The sequence below is a fragment of the Microbacterium insulae genome (assembly GCF_042677065.1).
GTDB lineage: Bacteria > Actinomycetota > Actinomycetes > Actinomycetales > Microbacteriaceae > Microbacterium > Microbacterium insulae.
In genome coordinates this window covers 1,938,928-1,958,836 of sequence record NZ_JBHTII010000001.1, presented here as the reverse complement: position 1 = coordinate 1,958,836, position 19,909 = coordinate 1,938,928, and the positions used below count along the sequence as shown (strand labels likewise).

Below are 19,909 nucleotides of genomic sequence, written 5' to 3'. Positions count from 1 at the left end.
GCGACTCGCAGCGGCCGCTGCGGCCGCTCCGACGCTCCGCGCTGCACTTCGCGACGGGCGCTGTGGTTCGCGACGCAGCGAGCGTCGGAAACTGCCGCGCCACGGGCACAGCCGGGCCGGCTCACTCGTCGAACTCGTCCTCCCACGGCCAGCGGGGCCTCCCCGCCCTCGTGCGCACGAGGGCGATCCCACCCCACGCGCACACGAACCCGGCGACGGCGATCACGAGCCCGAACCACGTCGTGGCGATGCGGCCGGCGATCGCCGCGGCCACCCCGAGACCTGCGCCGGTCACGAGCGCGCCGAACCACAGTCCGCCGAGGTATGCGAGATACGTCGCCGCTGTCGTCCACGCCGACCCCCAGTACGTGACCGGCTCGCGACGGACGGCGACCCAGAGTCCCGCGGCGAACGCCGCGGTCCCGGCGACGGTCGCGACGATGCCCGGGACCTGACCCAGACCACGGGTCGCGATGACGTCCTGACCCCAGGTCAGCGACGTCATCCCGAGACCGAAGATCAGGAGGGCGACGAATGCGGCAGTCGCGAAGACGACCGCGGTGGCCGGCCGAACCGATCCTCCGCCGGATTCGACGGGGTCAGGCATCCCTCACCCCCGATCGCGTTACTGCCGGACGAGCTGCGGCCCCGCCTCGAGCGTGCGCTCGTACTCGCGCTGGGCCTCGGTGTTGAGCTCGGTGACGCGCTTGCCGCGCGAGGCGGCCCACGCGCCGAACCAGATCGTCAGCTCGCGGCCGATGATGAAGGCGGCGATCGCTCCCGGAGCGAGGACGTGCTCCTCCATGAGCTGCGCACCCTGCGACGCGGTGATGTTCCAGAACTGCTCCTGGAAGAGCACGCCCAGGAGGTACCCGCCCCATGAGGCGAACCCGACCAGGAGGCCGAAGACCACCCACGAGCCCCAGCGGCCGCGGTTGATGATCGCGCCGAGCAGCCAGAAGGAGACGAAGAACACGACGACGGGCACCCACAGCAGCCACGACGTCGCGGTCGCCACGGCGACCTCGGCGATGTTCGCGCCGGTGAGCTCGCCCGAGAGGGCGGACAGACCGAGCCACACCGCGAAGGAGAGGACGGCGAAGACGAGGGCGGCGACGAGGCCGATGGCTCCGGCGGCGGCGCGGTTGCCGCGCGGGCGTGGCGCCTCGGGCGCCTGCACGAAGATCGGCTGGGGCTGCGGCGCGACGGGGGCGACCGCCGGGGCGGCGGGCTCGGACACGGGCTCCGCGGGCGTGACGGGCTGGGCGGCGGGCTCCGGGGTGGAGTCGTACGCCGCGACCGCAGGCTCGTCGTACACCCGCGTCTCGGGCGCCGGTGCGGGTTCGGCGTTCAGCGACGCCGCTTCCGGCGAGTCCCAGGGGTCGGGCTCGGCGGGAGCGGCCTCCGGCGCGCGGTCGGCCGAGGCCTCAGGAGCGGACTCGGGCGTCGCCGCGTCGGGGTTCTCGCTGCGCACGGCCTCCGCCTCGGCGAGACCCTCGTGCGCACGACCGACGACGTCGTCGACCGGCGTCGGCTCCTCGACCGGCTCACCGTAGGACGACTTGGGGTCACTCATCGCAGGCACTCCTCACGCGGGAGTCACGGCCCCGCAGTGCGAGGGTAACCCCCGCCCCGCCGTGCGGCGTGGAGGCGTGCCGGTCATTCTCGGCTCACCCGAAGACGGACCGTTCCACTCGCGCGCCGTAGTCGTCGGGATGCCACGCCCGCTCGAGCGAGGCCAGCCACAGTCCGCCGCGCATCACGTGCGACTCCACCGCCTCGCCCTGCGTGCGGGTGCACCGGATCGCGCCGTCGCCGGAGGCGCACGCGAAGCCCTGTCCACGCAGCGCCGCCTCGGCCAGCGCGGGCGCGTCCGGCGGAATCTCGGCGAGCGAGGTCGCCACGGTGCGGCCGGCGCGGTCCGTCCACACGCACGACACGCGCACCTGCGGCGTGAGGACTTCGGTGAGCGCAGCCACGTCCGTGGGCGGGGGGTCGGCCGCCTGATCGAGGATGGTGCGCCCCTGCCACGTGAGCTCGTTCCACAGGCTCGGGGAGTACAGCGCCCGGCAGTCCACCGGTTCGCCCGCGAGCGCACGTCCCGCGGCGGTGTCCTCCGACGAAGGCGCGGGACGCGGAGTGGTCGCGTTGCGCAGCATGTCGCCCGCCCACGCCACCGTCACGGGCACCATCGGCAGCGCCATCCAGACCAGCACGGCGACGACGGCCGCGCAGATCAGTCCGGCGGGCACGGCGATCCAGGAGTTGCGCCCACCCACGCGTGCCATGGCCCCCACCACCTCCGTCTCCACGGTACGGCGGCGGGAGGGGATGCCTCGGCACGGCGCGCGCCGAAGCACCAGGCTGCTCTCCCCCCTCCCCACTTCCCTCCGGCATGTCACACGAATGGCGGGTGCGTCCGGGCGACACCCGCCAATCGTGTGACATATGTGGGATGAACGACCAAGGGCCCCGGGAATCCCGGGGCCCTCGGTCGTTCAGCCGGCTCGGCGACTAGTTGTAGTTGCCGCTGAAGTCGCCGTCGGTGGAGAAGCTGTCGAAGTCGACGTAGCTCAGGTCGGCGTCCGAGTAGGCGCCGTCCGAGGCGAAGATGCGGTTGGGGTACCGCTCGCTCTTGGCCTCCTCCGTCGCCTCGACCGACACGTTCCGGTACTTGGAGAGTCCGGTACCCGCGGGGATGAGCTTTCCGATGATGACGTTCTCCTTGAGGCCGACGAGCGGGTCGCTCTTGCCCTCCATCGCCGCCTGGGTGAGGACGCGCGTCGTCTCCTGGAACGACGCCGCCGACAGCCACGACTCCGTCGCGAGCGACGCCTTCGTGATACCCATCAGCTCCGGACGACCCGACGCCGGGCGCTTGCCCTCGGCGACGGCCTCGCGGTTCATGTTCTGGTAGCGCTTGAAGTCCACCAGCTCACCCGGGAGCAGCGCCGTCTCGCCGTGGTCGACCACGGTGACCTTGCGCAGCATCTGACGGACGATGACCTCGATGTGCTTGTCGTGGATCGGCACGCCCTGCGAGCGGTAGACGCCCTGGACGCCGTTGACGAGGTACTTCTGCACCTCGCGCGCACCCATGACGCGCATGACCTCCTTGGGGTCGAGCGTGCCGACCTGCAGGGGCTGACCGACGGTGACGTGCTGTCCGTCCTCGACCAGGAGCGTCGCGCGCTTCAGGACCGGGTAGACGTGCGGCTCGTCGCCGTTGTCGGGCGTGAGGATGACCTTCTTGGACTTGTCGGTCTCGTCGATCGTGATGCGTCCGTCGGACTCGGCGATCGGCGACGCGCCCTTCGGGGTGCGGGCCTCGAACAGCTCCTGCACGCGGGGCAGACCCTGCGTGATGTCGTCGGCCGACGCCGAACCACCGGTGTGGAACGTACGCATCGTCAGCTGCGTGCCGGGCTCACCGATCGACTGGGCGGCGATGATGCCGACGGCCTCGCCGATGTCGACGATCTTGCCGGTCGCGAGCGAACGGCCGTAGCACTTCGCGCACACGCCGACGGCCGAGTCGCAGGTCAGGACCGAGCGCACCTTGATGCTCTCGACACCCGCCTCGACGAGACGGTTGATGAGCACGTCGCCCACGTCGTCTCCGGCGGCGGCCAGCACCTCGCCCTTCGCGTTGACCGCGTCCGCGGCCAGCGTGCGGGCGAACACCGAGTTCTCGACGTTCGGGTCCTTCACGAGCGAGCCGTCGGCGCCCATCGCGGCGATCGGAAGCTCGAGGCCCTTGGTCGTGCCGCAGTCCTCCTCGCGGATGATGACATCCTGCGAGACGTCCACGAGGCGTCGCGTGAGGTAGCCCGAGTCGGCCGTACGGAGGGCCGTGTCGGCCAGACCCTTGCGGGCACCGTGGGTCGCGATGAAGTACTCCGCCACCGACAGCCCCTCGCGGTACGAGGAGATGATCGGACGGGGGATGATCTCACCCTTGGGGTTGTTCACCAGGCCTCGCATACCCGCGATGTTGCGGATCTGCAGCCAGTTACCACGGGCACCCGACGACACCATGCGGTTGATGGTGTTGTCCTCCGGGAAGTTGTCGCGCATGGCCTTCTGCACGGCATCCGTCGCCTCGGTCCAGATCTTGATGAGCTCCTGACGACGCTCGGCGTCGGTCGTGAGACCCTTCTCGAACTGCGCCTGGACCTTCGCGGCCTGCTTCTCGAAGCCGCCCACGATCTCGGCCTTGTTCGGCGGGGTGAGGATGTCCGACAGCGCCACCGTGACACCCGAGCGGGTGGCCCAGTAGAAGCCGGCGTCCTTGATGCGGTCGAGCGAAGCCGCGACCTCCACCTTCGGGTACTCCTCGGCGAGCTTGTTGACGATCTGCGACAGCTTGCCCTTGTCAGCCTGCTCGCGCACGAACGGGTAGCCCTTGGGGAGCGTGTCGTTGAAGATCGCCTGGCCGAGCGAGGCATCCACCAGTCCGTGGCGCTCGTAGCCCTCGGGGGCTTCGCCCTCGAGGAAGGTCAGGCCGGGCACGCGGATGCGGACCTTGGCCTGCAGGTCGAGGGTGCCCTCGTCCTTCGCCAGGATCGCCTCGCCGACCGAGCCGAACACGCGACCCTCGCCGACGGCGCCCTCCTTGACCGTGGTCAGGTGGTGCAGACCGATGATCATGTCCTGCGAGGGCAGGGTCACCGGACGGCCGTCCGACGGCTTGAGGATGTTGTTCGACGCGAGCATCAGGATGCGGGCCTCGGCCTGGGCCTCGACCGACAGCGGCAGGTGCACGGCCATCTGGTCACCGTCGAAGTCGGCGTTGAACGCCGCGCAGACGAGCGGGTGGAGCTGGATGGCCTTGCCCTCGACGAGCTGCGGCTCGAAGGCCTGGATGCCGAGGCGGTGCAGGGTGGGCGCGCGGTTGAGCAGCACGGGCCGCTCGCGGATGATCTCCTCGAGCACGTCCCACACCTCGGGACGCGTGCGCTCGACGGCGCGCTTGGCCGCCTTGATGTTCTGCGAGTGACCGAGGTCGATCAGACGCTTGATCACGAACGGCTTGAACAGCTCGAGCGCCATCTGCTTGGGCAGACCGCACTGGTGCAGCTTCAGCTGGGGTCCGACGATGATGACCGAACGGCCCGAGTAGTCCACGCGCTTGCCGAGCAGGTTCTGACGGAACCGACCCTGCTTGCCCTTGAGCATGTCGGACAGCGACTTGAGCGCACGGTTGCCCGTACCGGTGACGGGGCGTCCGCGGCGACCGTTGTCGAACAGCGCGTCGACGGCCTCCTGCAGCATCCGCTTCTCGTTGTTCACGATGATCTCGGGAGCACCGAGGTCGATGAGGCGGCGAAGGCGGTTGTTGCGGTTGATCACACGACGGTAGAGGTCGTTGAGGTCACTGGTCGCGAAGCGGCCACCGTCGAGCTGGACCATCGGGCGAAGCTCCGGCGGGATGACCGGGACGACGTCCAGGACCATGGATGCCGGGCTCATGCCCGTCTGCAGGAACGAGTTGACGACCTTCAGGCGCTTGATCGCGCGGATCTTGCGCTGACCCTTGCCCTCGGAGATCTGCAGGTGGAGGCTGTCGGCCTCGGCCTGCAGATCGAACGCCTCGAGGCGGCGCTTGATCGACTCGGCGCCCATGTGGGCCTCGAAGTACTGACCGAAGCGGTCCTGAAGCTCGTGGAAGATCTCGTCCTCGCCCTTGAGCTGGCCGACCTCGAGCGTGCGGAAGTCCTCCCACACGCGCTCGAGACGGGCGATCTGCTCGTCGGCGTTCTTGCGGATGCCGGCCATGTCCTTCTCGGCGGCGTCCTTGACCTTCTTCTTCTGGTCGGCCTTGGCGCCCTCCTCCTCGAGCGCGGCGAGCTCCTCCTCCAGCTTGGCGAGGCGGCTCGCGACGCGCGCGTCGCGGCGGTCGGCGAGCGTCTTCAGCTCGAGACGGATGTTGTTCTCCTGCGTCGCGAGGTCGCGGTGACGCGCCTCCTCGTCGACGGAGATCACCATGTACGCGGCGAAGTAGATGACCTTCTCGAGATCCTTGGGCGCCATGTCGAGCAGGTACCCGAGGCGCGAGGGCACGCCCTTGAAGTACCAGATGTGGGTCACGGGAGCGGCGAGCTCGATGTGGCCCATGCGCTCACGGCGTACCGAGGACTTGGTGACCTCGACGCCGCAGCGCTCGCAGACGATGCCCTTGAAGCGGACGCGCTTGTACTTGCCGCACGCGCACTCCCAGTCGCGGGAAGGTCCGAAGATCTGCTCGCCGAAGAGGCCGTCCTTCTCGGGCTTGAGCGTGCGGTAGTTGATGGTCTCGGGCTTCTTGACCTCGCCGAAGGACCAACGACGGATGTCGTCGGCCGTGGCCAGGCCGATGCGAAGCTGATCGAAAGTTGTTGACTCGAGCACTAGTTCTCAGTTCTCCTGTGTCGAAAATTCTGTAGAGGGCCGGCCGGGTCAGATCTCGTCGATCGACGAGGACTCGAAGCGGCTGGAGATGTTGATGCCGAGCTCTTCGGCCGCACGGAAGGCGTCGTCGTCGGTGTCGCGGAGGTTGACCGCCGTGCCGTCGGCCGAGAGGACCTCGACGTTCAGGCAGAGCGACTGCATCTCCTTCATGAGCACCTTGAACGACTCGGGGATGCCGGGCTCCTGGATGTTCTCGCCCTTGACGATGGCCTCGTACACCTTGACGCGGCCGAGGATGTCGTCGGACTTGATCGTGAGGAGCTCCTGCAGCGCGTACGCGGCGCCGTAGGCCTCGAGGGCCCACACCTCCATCTCACCGAAGCGCTGACCGCCGAACTGCGCCTTACCACCGAGCGGCTGCTGGGTGATCATCGAGTACGGGCCCGTCGAGCGCGCGTGGATCTTGTCGTCCACGAGGTGGTGCAGCTTCAGGATGTACATGTAGCCGACCGAGATCGGAGCCGGGAACGGCTCACCCGAGCGGCCATCGAACAGCTGGGTCTTGCCCGAGGAGTCGATGAGTCGGATGCCGTCGCGGGTGGGCGTCGTCGAGTCGAGCAGACCCGCGATCTCCTCCTCGTAGGCACCGTCGAACACCGGGGTCGCGACCTTGGTGCCGGCGGGGGCCTCGAGGGCCTCCTTCGGCAGGCGCGCGGCCCACTCCGGCTCGCCCTCGACCTTCCAGCCCTGCTTGGCGATCCACCCGAGGTGGGTCTCCAGCACCTGGCCGAAGTTCATGCGGCCGGGGATGCCGAGCGGGTTCAGGATCACGTCGACGGGGGTGCCGTCCGCGAGGAACGGCATGTCCTCGATCGGGAGGATCTTCGCGATGACGCCCTTGTTGCCGTGACGGCCGGCGAGCTTGTCGCCCTCGGTGATCTTGCGCTTCTGGGCGATGTAGACCACGACGCGACGGTTGACGCCCGAGCCGAGCTCGTCGTCGCCGTCCTCGGCGTTGAACTCCTTGACCGCGATGATCGTGCCCTGCTCGCCGTGGGGGACCTTCAGCGACGTGTCGCGGACCTCACGGCTCTTCTCGTTGAAGATCGCGCGCAGCAGGCGCTCCTCGGCCGACAGCTCGGTCTCGCCCTTCGGCGTGACCTTGCCGACGAGGATGTCGCCGGGGCGCACCTCGGCGCCGATGCGGATGATGCCGCGCTCGTCGAGGTCCTTCAGGAGGTCGGGGCTCACGTTCGGAAGATCGCGCGTGATCTCCTCCTTGCCGAGCTTCGTGTCGCGAGCGTCCACCTCGTACTCCTCGATGTGGATCGAGGAGAGGGTGTCGTCCTTCACGAGGTCCTGGCTGAGGATGATGGCGTCCTCGAAGTTGTGACCCTCCCACGTCATGAACGCGACGAGGAGGTTCTTGCCGAGCGCGAGCTCGCCGTTCTCCGTCGCCGGGCCGTCGGCGATGACCTCGCCGGCCTCGATGCGGTCGCCCGCCGAGACGATGACGCGCTGGTTGTACGACGTGCCCTGGTTGGAGCGGTCGAACTTGCGCAGGAAGTAGTCCTGCGTGCCGCCCTCGTCGAGCTGCACGGTCACGACGTCGGCCGAGACCTCGAGCACGACACCGGGCTTCTCGGCGATGACGACGTCACCGGCGTCGATCGCCGCGTAGCCCTCCATGCCGGTTCCGACCACGGGCGACTCCGAGCGGAGCAGCGGCACGGCCTGACGCTGCATGTTCGCGCCCATGAGGGCGCGGTTGGCGTCGTCGTGCTCGAGGAACGGGATGAGCGAGGTCGCCACCGACACCATCTGGCGCGGGGAGACGTCCATGTAGCCGATCTCGTCCGCCGGGAACAGGTCGACCTCGCCGCCCTTCTTGCGGGCGAGGACGCGGGCCTCGGTGAAGTGACCGTCGGCCTTGAGCGGCGCGTTGGCCTGGGCGACGATGAAGTCGTCCTCCTCCGACGCCGTGAGGTAGTCGATCTGGTCGGTGACCTTGCCGCCGACGACCTTGCGGTACGGCGTCTCGATGAAGCCGAACGCGTTGATGCGGGCGAAGGACGCGAGCGAGCCGATCAGGCCGATGTTCGGGCCTTCAGGAGTCTCGATCGGGCACATGCGGCCGTAGTGCGACGGGTGGACGTCGCGGACCTCGACGCCGGCGCGCTCGCGCGACAGACCGCCCGGGCCGAGCGCCGACAGGCGGCGCTTGTGGGTCAGCCCCGCGAGCGGGTTGTTCTGGTCCATGAACTGCGACAGCTGCGACGTGCCGAAGAACTCCTTGATCGCGGCCACGACGGGGCGCACGTTGATCAGGGTCTGCGGCGTGATCGCCTCGATGTCCTGGGTGGTCATGCGCTCGCGGACGACGCGCTCCATGCGCGACAGGCCGGTGCGGACCTGGTTCTGGATGAGCTCGCCGACGGCGCGGATGCGGCGGTTGCCGAAGTTGTCGATGTCGTCCACGTCGAGGCGGATCTCGGCGGGCTTGCCGCCGCGCAGACCGTCGAAGGTGACGTCGCCGCGGTGCAGGCGCACCAGGTACTTGATCGTCGCGACGATGTCGTCGACGGTGAGCACCGAGTCCGTCAGCGGCTTGTCGAGGCCGAGCTTCTGGTTGATCTTGTAGCGACCCACCTTGGCCAGGTCGTAGCGCTTCGGGTTGAAGTAGAAGTTGTCCAGGAGCGCGCGGGCGGCCTCGGCGGCGACCTGCTCGCCCGGACGCAGCTTGCGGTAGATGTCGCGGAGCGCGTCCTCCTTGGTGAGGATCGTGTCCTTCGAGAGGGTCTCCTCGATCGACTCGAAGCCGGCGAACTCGGCGAGGATGTCCTCGCTGGTCAGGCCGAGCGCCTTGAGGAAGACGGTGACGGACTGCTTGCGCTTGCGGTCGATGCGCACACCGACCTGGTCGCGCTTGTCGATCTCGAACTCGAGCCATGCACCGCGGCTGGGGATGACGCGCGCCGACACGATGTCCTTGTCGGAGGTCTTGTCGGGGGTCTTGTCGAAGTAGACGCCGGGCGAACGGACGAGCTGCGACACGACGACGCGCTCGGTTCCGTTGATGATGAAGGTGCCCTTGTCGGTCTGGAGCGGGAAGTCGCCCATGAAGACCGTCTGAGTCTTGATCTCACCGGTCTGGTGGTTCATGAACTCGGCCTCGACGTAGAGCGGAGCGGCGTAGGTCTTGCCGCGCTCCTTGCACTCCTCGATCGAGTACTTCTCGGGCTCGAGGTAGGGGTTCGTGAACGAGAGCTGCATCGTCTCGCTCAGGTCCTCGATCGGCGAGATCTCCTCGAAGATCTCCTCGAGACCGCTGATCTCGGGGACGTCGGTGCGGCCGGCGGCCTTGGCTTCGGCCACGCGCGCCTTCCACGCCTCGTTGCCGACCAGCCAGTCAAAGGACTCGGTCTGAAGCGCCAGCAGGTCGGGGACCGTCAGCGTGTCGGAGATCTTGGCGAACGAGAGGCGGGATGCTCCGCGGCCGTTCTTGGGGGTGGTGGTGGTTGCGTTGCGCGCAGCAGCCAAGGGGATTACCTCCGTGGGCCCGGGTGAGGGCACGTTTCCTTGTCGTCAGGGTGGAGTGCTCGATCGTCCCCGATTGCCCGCGCACCACGCCTCACCGCGAGAGTGAGGGGGCGCAGGCACAGCCGACCACCATATGAGGGCAGGGGGAATCCAAGAGCGCAAGGACCTACTATACGCGGGATGGCGCACCATGTCCAGCGTGATCCTTGACGAGTTTCGGATGCTGCGGTATAACCGCGCACGGACCTGGACGGACGCGGCATCCGCACCCCACAATGAACCCCATGACGCCGGGGAGCGCAGGGACCACCGGCGCGATCCGCACACCCGATCAGCGGCTTCGCGTCTTCGTGAGCTCGACGCTGCGCGAGCTCGAGGGCGAGCGGCGCGCGGTCCGCGGGGCGGTCGAGGCGATCCGCCTGGCGCCCGTGATGTTCGAGCTGGGCGCGCGCCCGCATCCCCCGCGGGACCTGTACCGCTCCTACCTCGCACAGAGCGACGTCTTCGTCGGCGTCTACGCCGACAGCTACGGCTGGGTCGCGCCCGGCGAGGAGATCTCGGGGCTCGAGGACGAGTACCGGCTCGCGCCGCCGGAGATGCCCAAGCTCATCTACCTGCGCGAGCCCGCCGAGCGCGACGCGCGACTCGAAGCGCTCGTGCAGCGCATCCGGGAGGACGACACCGCGTCGTACAAGTCGTTCTCGACCTCGGACGAGCTGGCGGAGCTGGTCGAAGCCGACCTCGCCGTGCTGCTCGCCGAGCGGTTCGACGCGTCGCGCGCCGCCGCGGACGCGCGAGCGGAGCGGGGCCACGAGACCCCCATGCCCGCGCCGTACAGCCGCATCATCGGACGCGAGCGAGAGATCGCCGATGTCATGGCGCTGCTGACGTCCGGCGCCCACCGCGTCGTGACCCTGCTCGGTCCGGGTGGCATCGGCAAGAGCCGCCTGTCGCTCGAGGTCGTCGAGGCGGCGCGGCCCCACTACCCCGGCGGCGCGTGCTTCGTCGGACTCGAGAACGTCTTCGAACCCCGTCTCCTCCTGCCCACGATCGCCTATGCGCTGGGCATCCGCGACGGCGGCGACCTGCCGGTCGAGGAGCGCCTGCGACTCGCCCTGGCCTCGCGCCGCATGCTCATCGTCCTGGACAACTTCGAGCAGCTCGTGGCTGCCGCACCCGAGCTGGTCTCGCTGTACGCGCTCGCCCCCGAAACGTCGTTCCTGGTCACCAGCCGCGCGGTCCTGCGGGTGCGCGGCGAGCGCGTCTACGAGGTCTCTCCCCTGCGCATCGACGACCCGACTGCTCCGGGGTCGGTGTCGAGGGCGGCGACATCACCGGCCGTCGAGCTGTTCGTCGAGCGCGCCCGCGCGGCGAAGCCGGACTTCTCGCTCACGCCGGCGAACACACCTTCCGTCGTCTCCCTGTGCCGGGAGCTCGACGGACTTCCGCTCGCGATCGAACTCGCCGCCGCGCGTATGCGGCTGCTCACGCCCGAAGCGGTCCTGTCGCGGCTCCACAGGTCGGGCTCGGCGCTCGGCGACGCCCGCGATCTGCCCGAGCGCCAGCGCACCCTGCACGCGACCATCGCGTGGTCGGAGGAGCTGCTCGCCTCCGATGAGCGCGCGATGCTCCGAGACCTCGGCGTCTTCTCGGCCGGCTTCACGCTCGATGCCGTCGAGGCGGTCGCCGCCGGCCGGCCATGGGCGGAACGCGCGGTCGACGCGCTCGAGGCGCTCGTGGACAACTCTCTCGTATCCCAGTCCGAGTCCGACGGCGAAGCGGTGTTCACGATGCTCGTCATCGTCCGTGAGTACGCCGTCGATCGGCTTCGGTCGAGCGGCGACGAGGAGCGGATGCGGGGCGCCCACGCCGCCTACTTCCTCGACCTCGCCCGGCGGATCTCCCCGCTCCTCGGCGGCTCCGATCAGCGCAGCGCGACGAGGCGGCTGGACCTCGAGCGGGGGAACCTCCGAACCGCGGTGCGGCACCTGATCGCGGCCTCCCGAGCCGACGCCGCCACCGAGATCGCGTGGCGCCTCTACATCTACTGGTGGCTGCGGGGGTTCTTCTACGAGGTGCGGGTGTGGATGGAGGAGCTCATGGCGGCCGTGCCCGACATGCCGCGCCACTCGCTCGCGATCGCGCGCTTCTACTACCTGTGGTCCGAGATGTGGCGCACGGACGAGCGCGAGGACATCGTGGGCGGGCTGCTCGAGTGCGGCGCGATGTTCGCTGCGACCGGCGACGAGTTCGGCCGCACCATGTCCGAGGCGACGGCCGGCCTCGCGCGGGTGACGATGGGCGACCCCGACATCGCCTCTGCGGCGGTCGACCTCGAGCGCTGCGCGGCACGGTTCCGCGAGGGCGGCGACCGCTGGGCCGAGGTGCTGACGCTCATCGCGCTCGGCCGCCTGGCATGGACTGTCGGCGACACCGAGGGTGCGACGGAGCGGTTCGCCGAGGCATCCGTCGCCGCCCGCGCGGGAGGCGGAATCTTCGGCCTGTCCGTCGCGACACACCACCTCGCGCGCCTTCGGCTCCTCGAAGGAGACACGGATGCCGCGGCCTTCCGCTTCACCGAGGCCATGCGCATGTCGATGGAGCTCGACCACGACGAGGGCATCGCCTACGCGATCGAGGGGCTCTCGGCCATCGCGTCGCTGCGGGGAGACGTCGAGACGGCGGGCGTGCTCGTCGGGGCCGCCGAGACGATCCGAGAGCGGCTCACGATGTACGACGCGCCGCAGTTCGTGTTCCACCTCGCCTATCTCACCGCCGCGACGCGCGACCCGGAACCCGTCGAGGCGGCGCGCGAGCGCGGGCGCGCGATGACCGCCTCGCAGGCGGCGGCTTACGCCCTCGCCCACGTGCCGGCCGTGCCGCGCACGGATGGTGCCGAAGTCGTCCCCGTCCGCGCCATTCGCGAACGGTGATGGCGCCGCGCCGGAGTCCGGGCCAAGATGTGCCTATGACTGGGGTTCAGCACCCCGTGATCCGCACGCCCGACCAGCGGATCCGGGTGTTCGTCAGCTCGACCCTCCGCGAGCTGGCCGACGAGCGTCGGGCCGTCCGCGGCGCCATCGAGAGGATGCGGCTGGCACCCGTCATGTTCGAGCTCGGCGCGCGCCCGCATCCACCGCGCGAGCTGTACCGCTCGTACCTCGCGCAGAGCGACGTGTTCGTCGGGATCTACGGCGACAGCTACGGCTGGGTCGCGCCCGACGAGGAGATCTCGGGACTCGAGGACGAGTACAACCTGGCGCCGCGCACCATGCCGAAGCTGATCTACATCAAGGCGTCGCAGGAGCGCGACGAACGGCTCAGCGAGCTCATCGGCCGTATCCAGTCCGACGACACCGCGGCGTACCTGCACTTCCGCTCCGCGGAGGACCTCGAGGACCAGGTCGCCTCCGATCTGGCCATGCTCCTCGCCGAGCGCTTCGACGAGTCCCGCGCCGCCCTCGAGCCCGATCCCGAGACCGCCGCGTCGGCCCTCGTCGCCCGCGTGCCCGTCCCGTACACCACGACCATCGGCCGCGACGACGACGTCGCGCGCGTGCGCGACCTGCTCGCCCGCGGCACCGACCGGGTGGTGAGCCTCATCGGCCCCGGCGGGATCGGCAAGAGCCGGCTCGCGATCGAGACCGCCCTGGCGACGGAGGACCTGTTCCCGGACGGCACCTACTTCGTCCTGCTCGAGGGCGTCCTCGAGCCGGGACTGCTGCTTCCGACGATCGCGTACACCCTCGGCATCCGTGACAACGGCGAAGCCGAACTCGAGCAGCGCATCTCTCACGCCCTCGCCGACCGCCGGGTGCTCGTCGTGCTGGACAATTTCGAGCAGATCGTGGATGCCGCGCCCGTCCTCGTGCGGCTCTACACCGTCGCTCCGACGGCCGCGTTCCTCGTCACCAGCCGCATCGTGCTGCGCATCCGCGGCGAGCGCGTGTACGAGGTGCCCGCCCTCCATGCGCCGCCGGGCACCGCGCCGGCCAGCCTCGACCCCGCCACGCGGACGCCCGCGGTCGCGCTCTTCGTCGACCGCGCGCAGGCCGTCAAGCCCGGCTTCGATGTCACCGAGGACAACGCCGCAGACCTGGCGGCGATCTGCCGCCGGCTCGAAGGACTGCCGCTCGCGATCGAGCTGGCCGCCGCGAAGGTGAGGATCCTGACTCCCGCCGGCATCGCCGAACGCCTCGAGCAGAGCCTTCCGCTCCTGACCGCCGCGGTGCGCGACCTCCCGGAGCGGCACCGCACGATGCGCGCGACGATCGACTGGAGCGTGAGCCTCCTTCCCGAGTGGCAGCGGGAGCTGCTCGAGGACCTGGGCGTCTTCGCGACGCGCTTCACCCTCGACGCCGTCGAGGCGATCGGGGTCGGCCGGCCCTGGGAGGGGCAGGAGATCGACGGGCTCGCCGCCCTGGTCGACGGCTCCCTCGTGAAGCAGACCGAGGTCGGCGGGCGCGCCGTGTTCTCCCTCCTCGCGATCGTGCGCGAGTACGCCCTCGGCCGGCTCAAGGCGCGGGGCGAGGCCGACCGCGTGCGGGCCGCGCACGCCGACTACTACTTCGGGCTCGTGCGGCGGGTCGCCCCCGACCTCGGCGGCCCGAAGCAGGCGGAGGCCGTCGTCCAGCTCGGACTCGAGCTCCCGAACCTGCGGGCCGCCGTGCGCCACCTCGTCTACACCGACCGTCTCGACGACGCCGGCGACTTCGCGTGGAGCCTGCTCATCTACTGGTGGATCTCGGGGTTCTTCGCCGAGGTGCGGGTGTGGATGCTGGAGCTGCTCGAGAAGCAGCACGACCAGCCGATTACGCAGCACACGCGGGCGGTGGCGTGGTTCCTGGCGCTGTGGGGCGAGATGTGGCAGCACCCGAGCGAGCAGGTCGTCGCCGGGCTCGGCGAGTGCGTGCGGCTGTTCACCGAGAGCGGGGACGAGGATGCCGCGGCGATGGCGCTCGCCGCACGCGCGACGGCGCGTGTGCAGCTGACCGACCCCAAGGCCGCCAAGGCCGAGAAGGAGCTGCGCAAGGCCGTGACCAAGCTCCGCGAACTCGGCAACGGATGGGCCGAGGCCATCACGGAGGTCTCGCTCGGCCGGCTCGCGTGGGTCCGCGGCGCCACCGACGACGCGCTCGTGCACTTCGACCGCGCCCGCGAGATCGCGTCCTCGCGCGGCGATCTGTTCACCACGTCGGTCGCCGGCAACCTGTGGTCGCGACTCAGTTTCCAGCTCGGTCATCTCGACGAGGCGGAGGACGAGTTCGTGCGGACCCTGCTGATCTCGGTGCGGCTGCACTACGAGGAGGGCGTGGCCTACGGTCTGGAGGGCGTGTGCGGCGTGGCGGCGGCGCGAGGTGACGCGTGGCGCGCCGCGGCACTGGCGGTCGCGGCGGGGGTCATCCGGCGGCGCATCGGCATCTTCGACGCCGAGGCGTTCACGGTGCACACGCCCTACCTCGAGATCCTCCGCGGCCGCGACCCCGAGAGCGTCGCGGCCGGCGAAGCGGCGGGAGCCGACCTGCCTGTCGCGGACGCGGTGCTGCTCGCGCTCCCTCCCGAGCACCACGCCGAGGTCGAGGAAGCCCTGCGCCGCTGGTGAGGTTCAGCCCGACGCGCGCGCGTGCCGGAACCGGATGCGGGTCCCCGGGCGCGCCTGCGCGATGAGGTCGAGCGAGGCATCCGTCACCACGGCGATGACCGGATAGCCGCCGGTGACCGGCCCGTCCGCCAGCAGGACCGTCGGGCGGCCGCTCGGAGGCACCTGGAGCGCACCGGGCACCATGCCCTCGCTCGGGAGCTCCTCCGTCCGGGCCCGGGTGAGTTCGGGTCCGTCCAGGCGCGCGCCGACGCGGTCTGCGCGGTTCGACACCGTCCAGACCGAGTCGTAGAGCAGCGCCCGCGACTCGGCGGTGAACCAGTCCGCGCGCGGACCGGGTGCCAGCTCCAGCGTGAGCTCGTCGTCGTGGGGCGCTCCCCACGGCGACGGCGGTGGGACGGGGATGGGGCCGGATGCCTCGTCCCTCACGCCGACGGACTCTCCCGGACGCAGCGCGGGAGGTCCGAGTCCGGCGAGCACGTCGGAGGAGCGCGACCCGAGGGCGGCGGGTCCGTCGAGACCACCCCGGACAGCGAGGTAGGCGCGCGCGCCGTGCGCGAACCAGTCCAGGTGCAGCTCGGCGCCGGCCGGCCACGGGTGGGCCGTGTAGGGGTCCGCCTCCCGGCCGTCGAGCCGCACCGGCCCCCACGCCCCCGTCACGGCGAACCACAGGTCGCGCTCGGCCACGGCCCGCAGCCCGCCCATCGTGACCTCGATCCCGGCTGCGCCCTCGGGGTTTCCGACGAGACGATTGGCCGTGCGCAGCGCCGCACGGTCGAGCGCGCCGGAGCCCGAGACGCCGAGAGCGGCCGCTCCGGGGCGCCCGAGGTCCTGCAGCGTCGACAGCAGCCCCGGCTCGACCACGGCGATCCCGCCGGGGTGACGAGGGTCGACGCCGCGCGCGGCGGCGGGGGGTGCATCGGCGCCGGGTGCAAGAAGCGGAGGAGAAACGGGCGTTCCGGCGCTTGCCGGGAGCTCTAGACCGGCGTATCTCCTCCGCTCTTGGCGGGGCAGGGCCGAGACCGGGCGGAAACGCACGCGCGTTCCCGGCGAGAGGAGGGCCGGAGGGGAGGCGTCCGGGTCGAACAGCCGGGCGTCGGTCGTCCCGATCAGCCGCCACCCGCCCGGCGTCTCGCGGGGATAGGCGCCCGAGAACTGCCCGGCGAGCCCCACCGCGCCGGCCGGGACCCGCGTGCGCGGGGACGCGAGCCGCGGCACGTCGAACGGCCAGTCGTCGCTCACGAGGTAGCCGAAGCCCGGCGCGAAGCCGGTGAAGGCGACCGTCCACTCGGTCTCCGCGTGGCGGCGGGCGAGCGCCGCGGGACTCAGTCCGAGGAGCGCCGCGGTCTCGGTCAGATCCGCGCCGTCGTAGACGATGTCGAGCGCGACGAGGGCTCCGCCTCCGGCCGCACCGGGCTGCGCGGCCGCGGCCGTCGCCGCCGCCCACGCGCGGGCGTCCGCGAGCGTCAGCGCCCGAGGGTCCAGCCTCACGAGCACGGTGCGCGCGGCGGGCACGATGTCGATCACCCCGTCGGGCCGCGAGGCCTCCAGCGCCGCACGGAGAGCGAGCACCTGGGGCAGGGCGTCCGTCTCGACGAGGAGCGCCCGCTCCCCCATCGGCAGGACGCGCGCGCTCACCACGGCGGCCGCACCACCACGCCGGCGGCGTCCAGCGCCGCCCGCACCGCTCGCGCCATGTCGACGGCGGCCGGGGTGTCGCCGTGCAGGCACAGCGATGCCGCCTCGACCGCGACCACCGACCCGTCGGCGGCGGCGACGACGCCCTCCCGCACGAGCCGCACCGCACGATCGGCGACGGCGGCGGCATCCTCCAGCAGAGCTCCGGGGGCGGACCGCGGCACCAGTGAGCCGCCCGCCGTGTAACCGCGGTCGAGGAACGCCTCCTGCACGAAGGGAAGACCCGCGGATGCCGCGGCCCGCGCGATCTCGCCGTGCAGGCCCAGCACGGGCAGGGCGCGGCCGAGCCGGGCGGACTGATCCGCGATCGCCGCCACCACGGCCTCCGCCTGCGCGCGATCGGCCGAGACGGCGTGATAGAGCGCGCCGTGCGGCTTGACGTAGCGGACGTCGGCGCCCGCGGCGATCAGGGCGCGGAGCTGCACGGCGACGGCTTCGGCGAGCTCGTCGCGGGCCATCGCCAGGGGGACCCGGCCGAAGCCCGCGCGGTCGGGGTAGGACGGATGCGCGCCGACGGCGACGCCGTGTCGGGCCGCCCGGGCGACGGCCTCGCGCATGGATGCGGCATCCCCCGCGTGTCCGCCGCACGCGACGCTGGCGCTCGAGATCAGCGCGAACATCGCCTCGTCGTCGGCCGTCGGCACCGCGTCGACCGTCTCTCCGAGGTCGGCGTTGAGGTCGATGGCCACCATGGCTCCACGGTAGCCGGGGCCGTCATCGCGCGCGGTCGTTACGACTGCGTAAAGGCTGGGGAGCCGCGGGTGCGCCGACCCGCGCGGGAAGGCAGGATGGACCAATGGCCCGATCCAACGAACGTCTCGCGGCCGGTGCGCCGCTGCTCCAGGTCCGCGACCTCGCCGTGGAGTTCCGCACCGTCGACGGCACAGTCAGCGCCGTGGAGGGCGTCGACCTCGATCTCGCCGCCGGCGAGACCCTCGCGATCGTCGGCGAGTCCGGATCGGGCAAGTCCACCAGCGCGATGGCCGTCATCGGCCTGCTCCCCGGCAACGGCCGCGTGACGCAGGGCAGCATCCTGTTCGAGGGCGAAGACCTCGTGGGCGCGCCCGAGAGCGTGCTGCGCACGATCCGCGGCCGGTCCATCGGGCTCGTTCCGCAGGACCCGATGTCCAACCTGAACCCGGTCGCGAAGATCGGCTCGCAGATCGCCGAGACGCTCCTCGCGCACGGCCTGGCGACCCGCAAGAACGTCGACCAGCGGGTGGTCGAGACCCTCGCCGCCGCCGGGCTTCCCGACGCGGCCGAGCGCGCCAAGCAGTACCCGCACGAGTTCTCGGGCGGCATGCGTCAGCGCGCGCTCATCGCCATCGGCCTCGCGTGCGATCCGAAGCTCCTGATCGCCGACGAGCCCACCAGCGCCCTCGACGTGACCGTGCAGAAGACGATCCTCGACCAGCTGGACCGCATGACGGGCGAACGGGGAACCGCCGTCATGCTCATCACGCACGACCTCGGCCTCGCCGCCGAGCGCGCTTCGCGCGTCGTGGTGATGAACCGCGGGCGCATCGTCGAGCAGGGACCCGCACGCCAGATCCTCGAGGACCCCCAGCAGCCCTACACGCAGGCGCTCGTGAAGGCGGCGCCCTCGGTGGCCGCCGTGCGGCTGCGGCCCGAGGTCTTCCGCCGGCCGGATGCCGCTGCGCAGCCCGGGATCGCGTCGGCACCGGCAGGCGACACCGCGCCGAGAGCGGCGGAGGTGCCGGATGCCGCGGCCGAGGCATCCACTCCCGATCACATCGTCGAGGTCGAAGGGCTCACCAAGACGTACAAGGTGCGCGGCAGCAAGGAGGACTTCGTCGCGGTGAACGACGTCTCGTTCGCGATCCCGCGCGGTGAGACGGTGGCGATCGTGGGCGAGTCCGGGTCGGGCAAGACGACCACGGCGCGCATGATGCTGAAGGTCATCGAGCCGACCAGCGGCGTCATCCGCTTCGACGGACAGGATGTCGCGGCGCTGAAGGGCCGCGATCTCAAGCAGTTCCGGCAGCGCGTGCAGCCGATCTTCCAGGACCCGTACTCGTCGCTGAACCCGATGTTCTCGATCGAGCGGATCATCTCCGAGCCGCTGGAGTTCTACAAGCGCGGCTCAGCCAAGGAGCGCGCCGCGCGCGTGCGGCAGCTCCTCGACGACGTCGCCCTGCCGCAGACGATGCTGCGCCGGTATCCGTCGGAGCTGTCCGGCGGTCAGCGGCAGCGCGTCGCGATCGCCCGCGCGCTGGCGCTGTCGCCCGACATGATCGTGTGCGACGAGCCGGTGTCGGCGCTCGACGTGCTCGTGCAGGACCAGGTGCTCACGCTGCTGCGAGACCTGCAGCGGGAGTACGGCCTCAGCTACCTGTTCATCTCGCACGACCTCGCGGTGGTGCGGCTGATCAGCGACTACGTGTGCGTCATGAAGGACGGCGCTCTCGTCGAGGCCGCGTCGAGCGAGGAGATCTTCACCAACCCGCGCGACCCGTACACGCGGCGCCTCCTGGCGTCGATCCCCGGCAACGAGCTCGACATCGCCGTCTGAGCCCGGCGGGGGCGGGCAGGTCGTGCCCGCGGGCGTGCCGGACACCGGGGCAGGTGCGTTCTCGGCCGCGCGCGCGGCAGTTCCCGACGCGCGCTGCACTTCGCGACGCAGCGGATGCCGGAAACTGCAGCGGATGCCGCGGCACGGCG

Annotated in this window: 10 protein-coding genes; 3 read left to right on the top strand and 7 right to left on the bottom strand. The window is 70.8% G+C overall.

Going from position 1 to position 19,909, the window contains the following annotated elements; translation table 11 throughout:
* Positions 1-121: 121 nt before the first annotated feature.
* The 5 genes from ACFQ0P_RS09080 to rpoB form a co-directional block, all read right to left on the bottom strand.
* The gene (locus ACFQ0P_RS09080; protein ID WP_204978398.1) at positions 122-607 is read right to left on the bottom strand and encodes a hypothetical protein; all 486 of its coding nucleotides are present in this window, start codon (positions 605-607) and stop codon (positions 122-124) included.
* An 18-nt stretch (positions 608-625) separates the two neighbouring features.
* Entirely contained in the window at positions 626-1,576 is a 951-nt protein-coding gene (locus tag ACFQ0P_RS09075; protein ID WP_204978397.1) for an ABC transporter, read from the bottom strand.
* Positions 1,577-1,670: 94 nt separating this feature from the next.
* Entirely contained in the window at positions 1,671-2,288 is a 618-nt protein-coding gene (locus ACFQ0P_RS09070; RefSeq protein WP_204978396.1) for a hypothetical protein, read from the bottom strand.
* Positions 2,289-2,514: 226 nt separating this feature from the next.
* Entirely contained in the window at positions 2,515-6,390 is a 3,876-nt protein-coding gene (rpoC, locus tag ACFQ0P_RS09065) for a DNA-directed RNA polymerase subunit beta' (RefSeq protein WP_204978395.1), read from the bottom strand.
* A gap of 48 nt (positions 6,391-6,438) precedes the next feature.
* Positions 6,439-9,930 carry a DNA-directed RNA polymerase subunit beta gene (rpoB, locus tag ACFQ0P_RS09060; RefSeq protein ID WP_204978394.1) on the bottom strand — a complete coding sequence of 1,164 codons (3,492 nt, stop codon included), beginning with the start codon at positions 9,928-9,930 and terminating at the stop codon, positions 6,439-6,441.
* Positions 9,931-10,214: 284 nt separating this feature from the next.
* Between rpoB and ACFQ0P_RS09055 the strand changes: the two genes are divergently transcribed.
* Positions 10,215-12,863: an ATP-binding protein gene (locus ACFQ0P_RS09055; RefSeq protein WP_204978393.1), complete on the top strand. Its 2,649-nt coding sequence runs from the start codon at positions 10,215-10,217 to the stop codon at positions 12,861-12,863.
* A gap of 35 nt (positions 12,864-12,898) precedes the next feature.
* Positions 12,899-15,532 (top strand): ATP-binding protein, encoded by a 2,634-nt coding sequence (locus ACFQ0P_RS09050; protein ID WP_204978392.1) that lies wholly within the window; start codon positions 12,899-12,901, stop codon positions 15,530-15,532.
* A gap of 3 nt (positions 15,533-15,535) precedes the next feature.
* Here ACFQ0P_RS09050 and ACFQ0P_RS09045 read toward each other — a convergent pair whose 3' ends face one another.
* Positions 15,536-17,167 (bottom strand): 5-oxoprolinase subunit B/C family protein, encoded by a 1,632-nt coding sequence (locus ACFQ0P_RS09045; protein ID WP_378771972.1) that lies wholly within the window; start codon positions 17,165-17,167, stop codon positions 15,536-15,538.
* Positions 17,164-17,919, bottom strand: coding sequence for a 5-oxoprolinase subunit PxpA (locus ACFQ0P_RS09040; protein WP_204978391.1), 756 nt, complete (start codon positions 17,917-17,919; stop codon positions 17,164-17,166). The genes ACFQ0P_RS09045 and ACFQ0P_RS09040 overlap by 4 nt, the downstream gene beginning before the upstream one ends.
* A gap of 104 nt (positions 17,920-18,023) precedes the next feature.
* Here ACFQ0P_RS09040 and ACFQ0P_RS09035 point away from each other — a divergent pair, with 104 nt between their 5' ends.
* Entirely contained in the window at positions 18,024-19,760 is a 1,737-nt protein-coding gene (locus ACFQ0P_RS09035) for an ABC transporter ATP-binding protein (RefSeq protein ID WP_204978390.1), read from the top strand.
* Positions 19,761-19,909 lie beyond the last annotated feature (149 nt).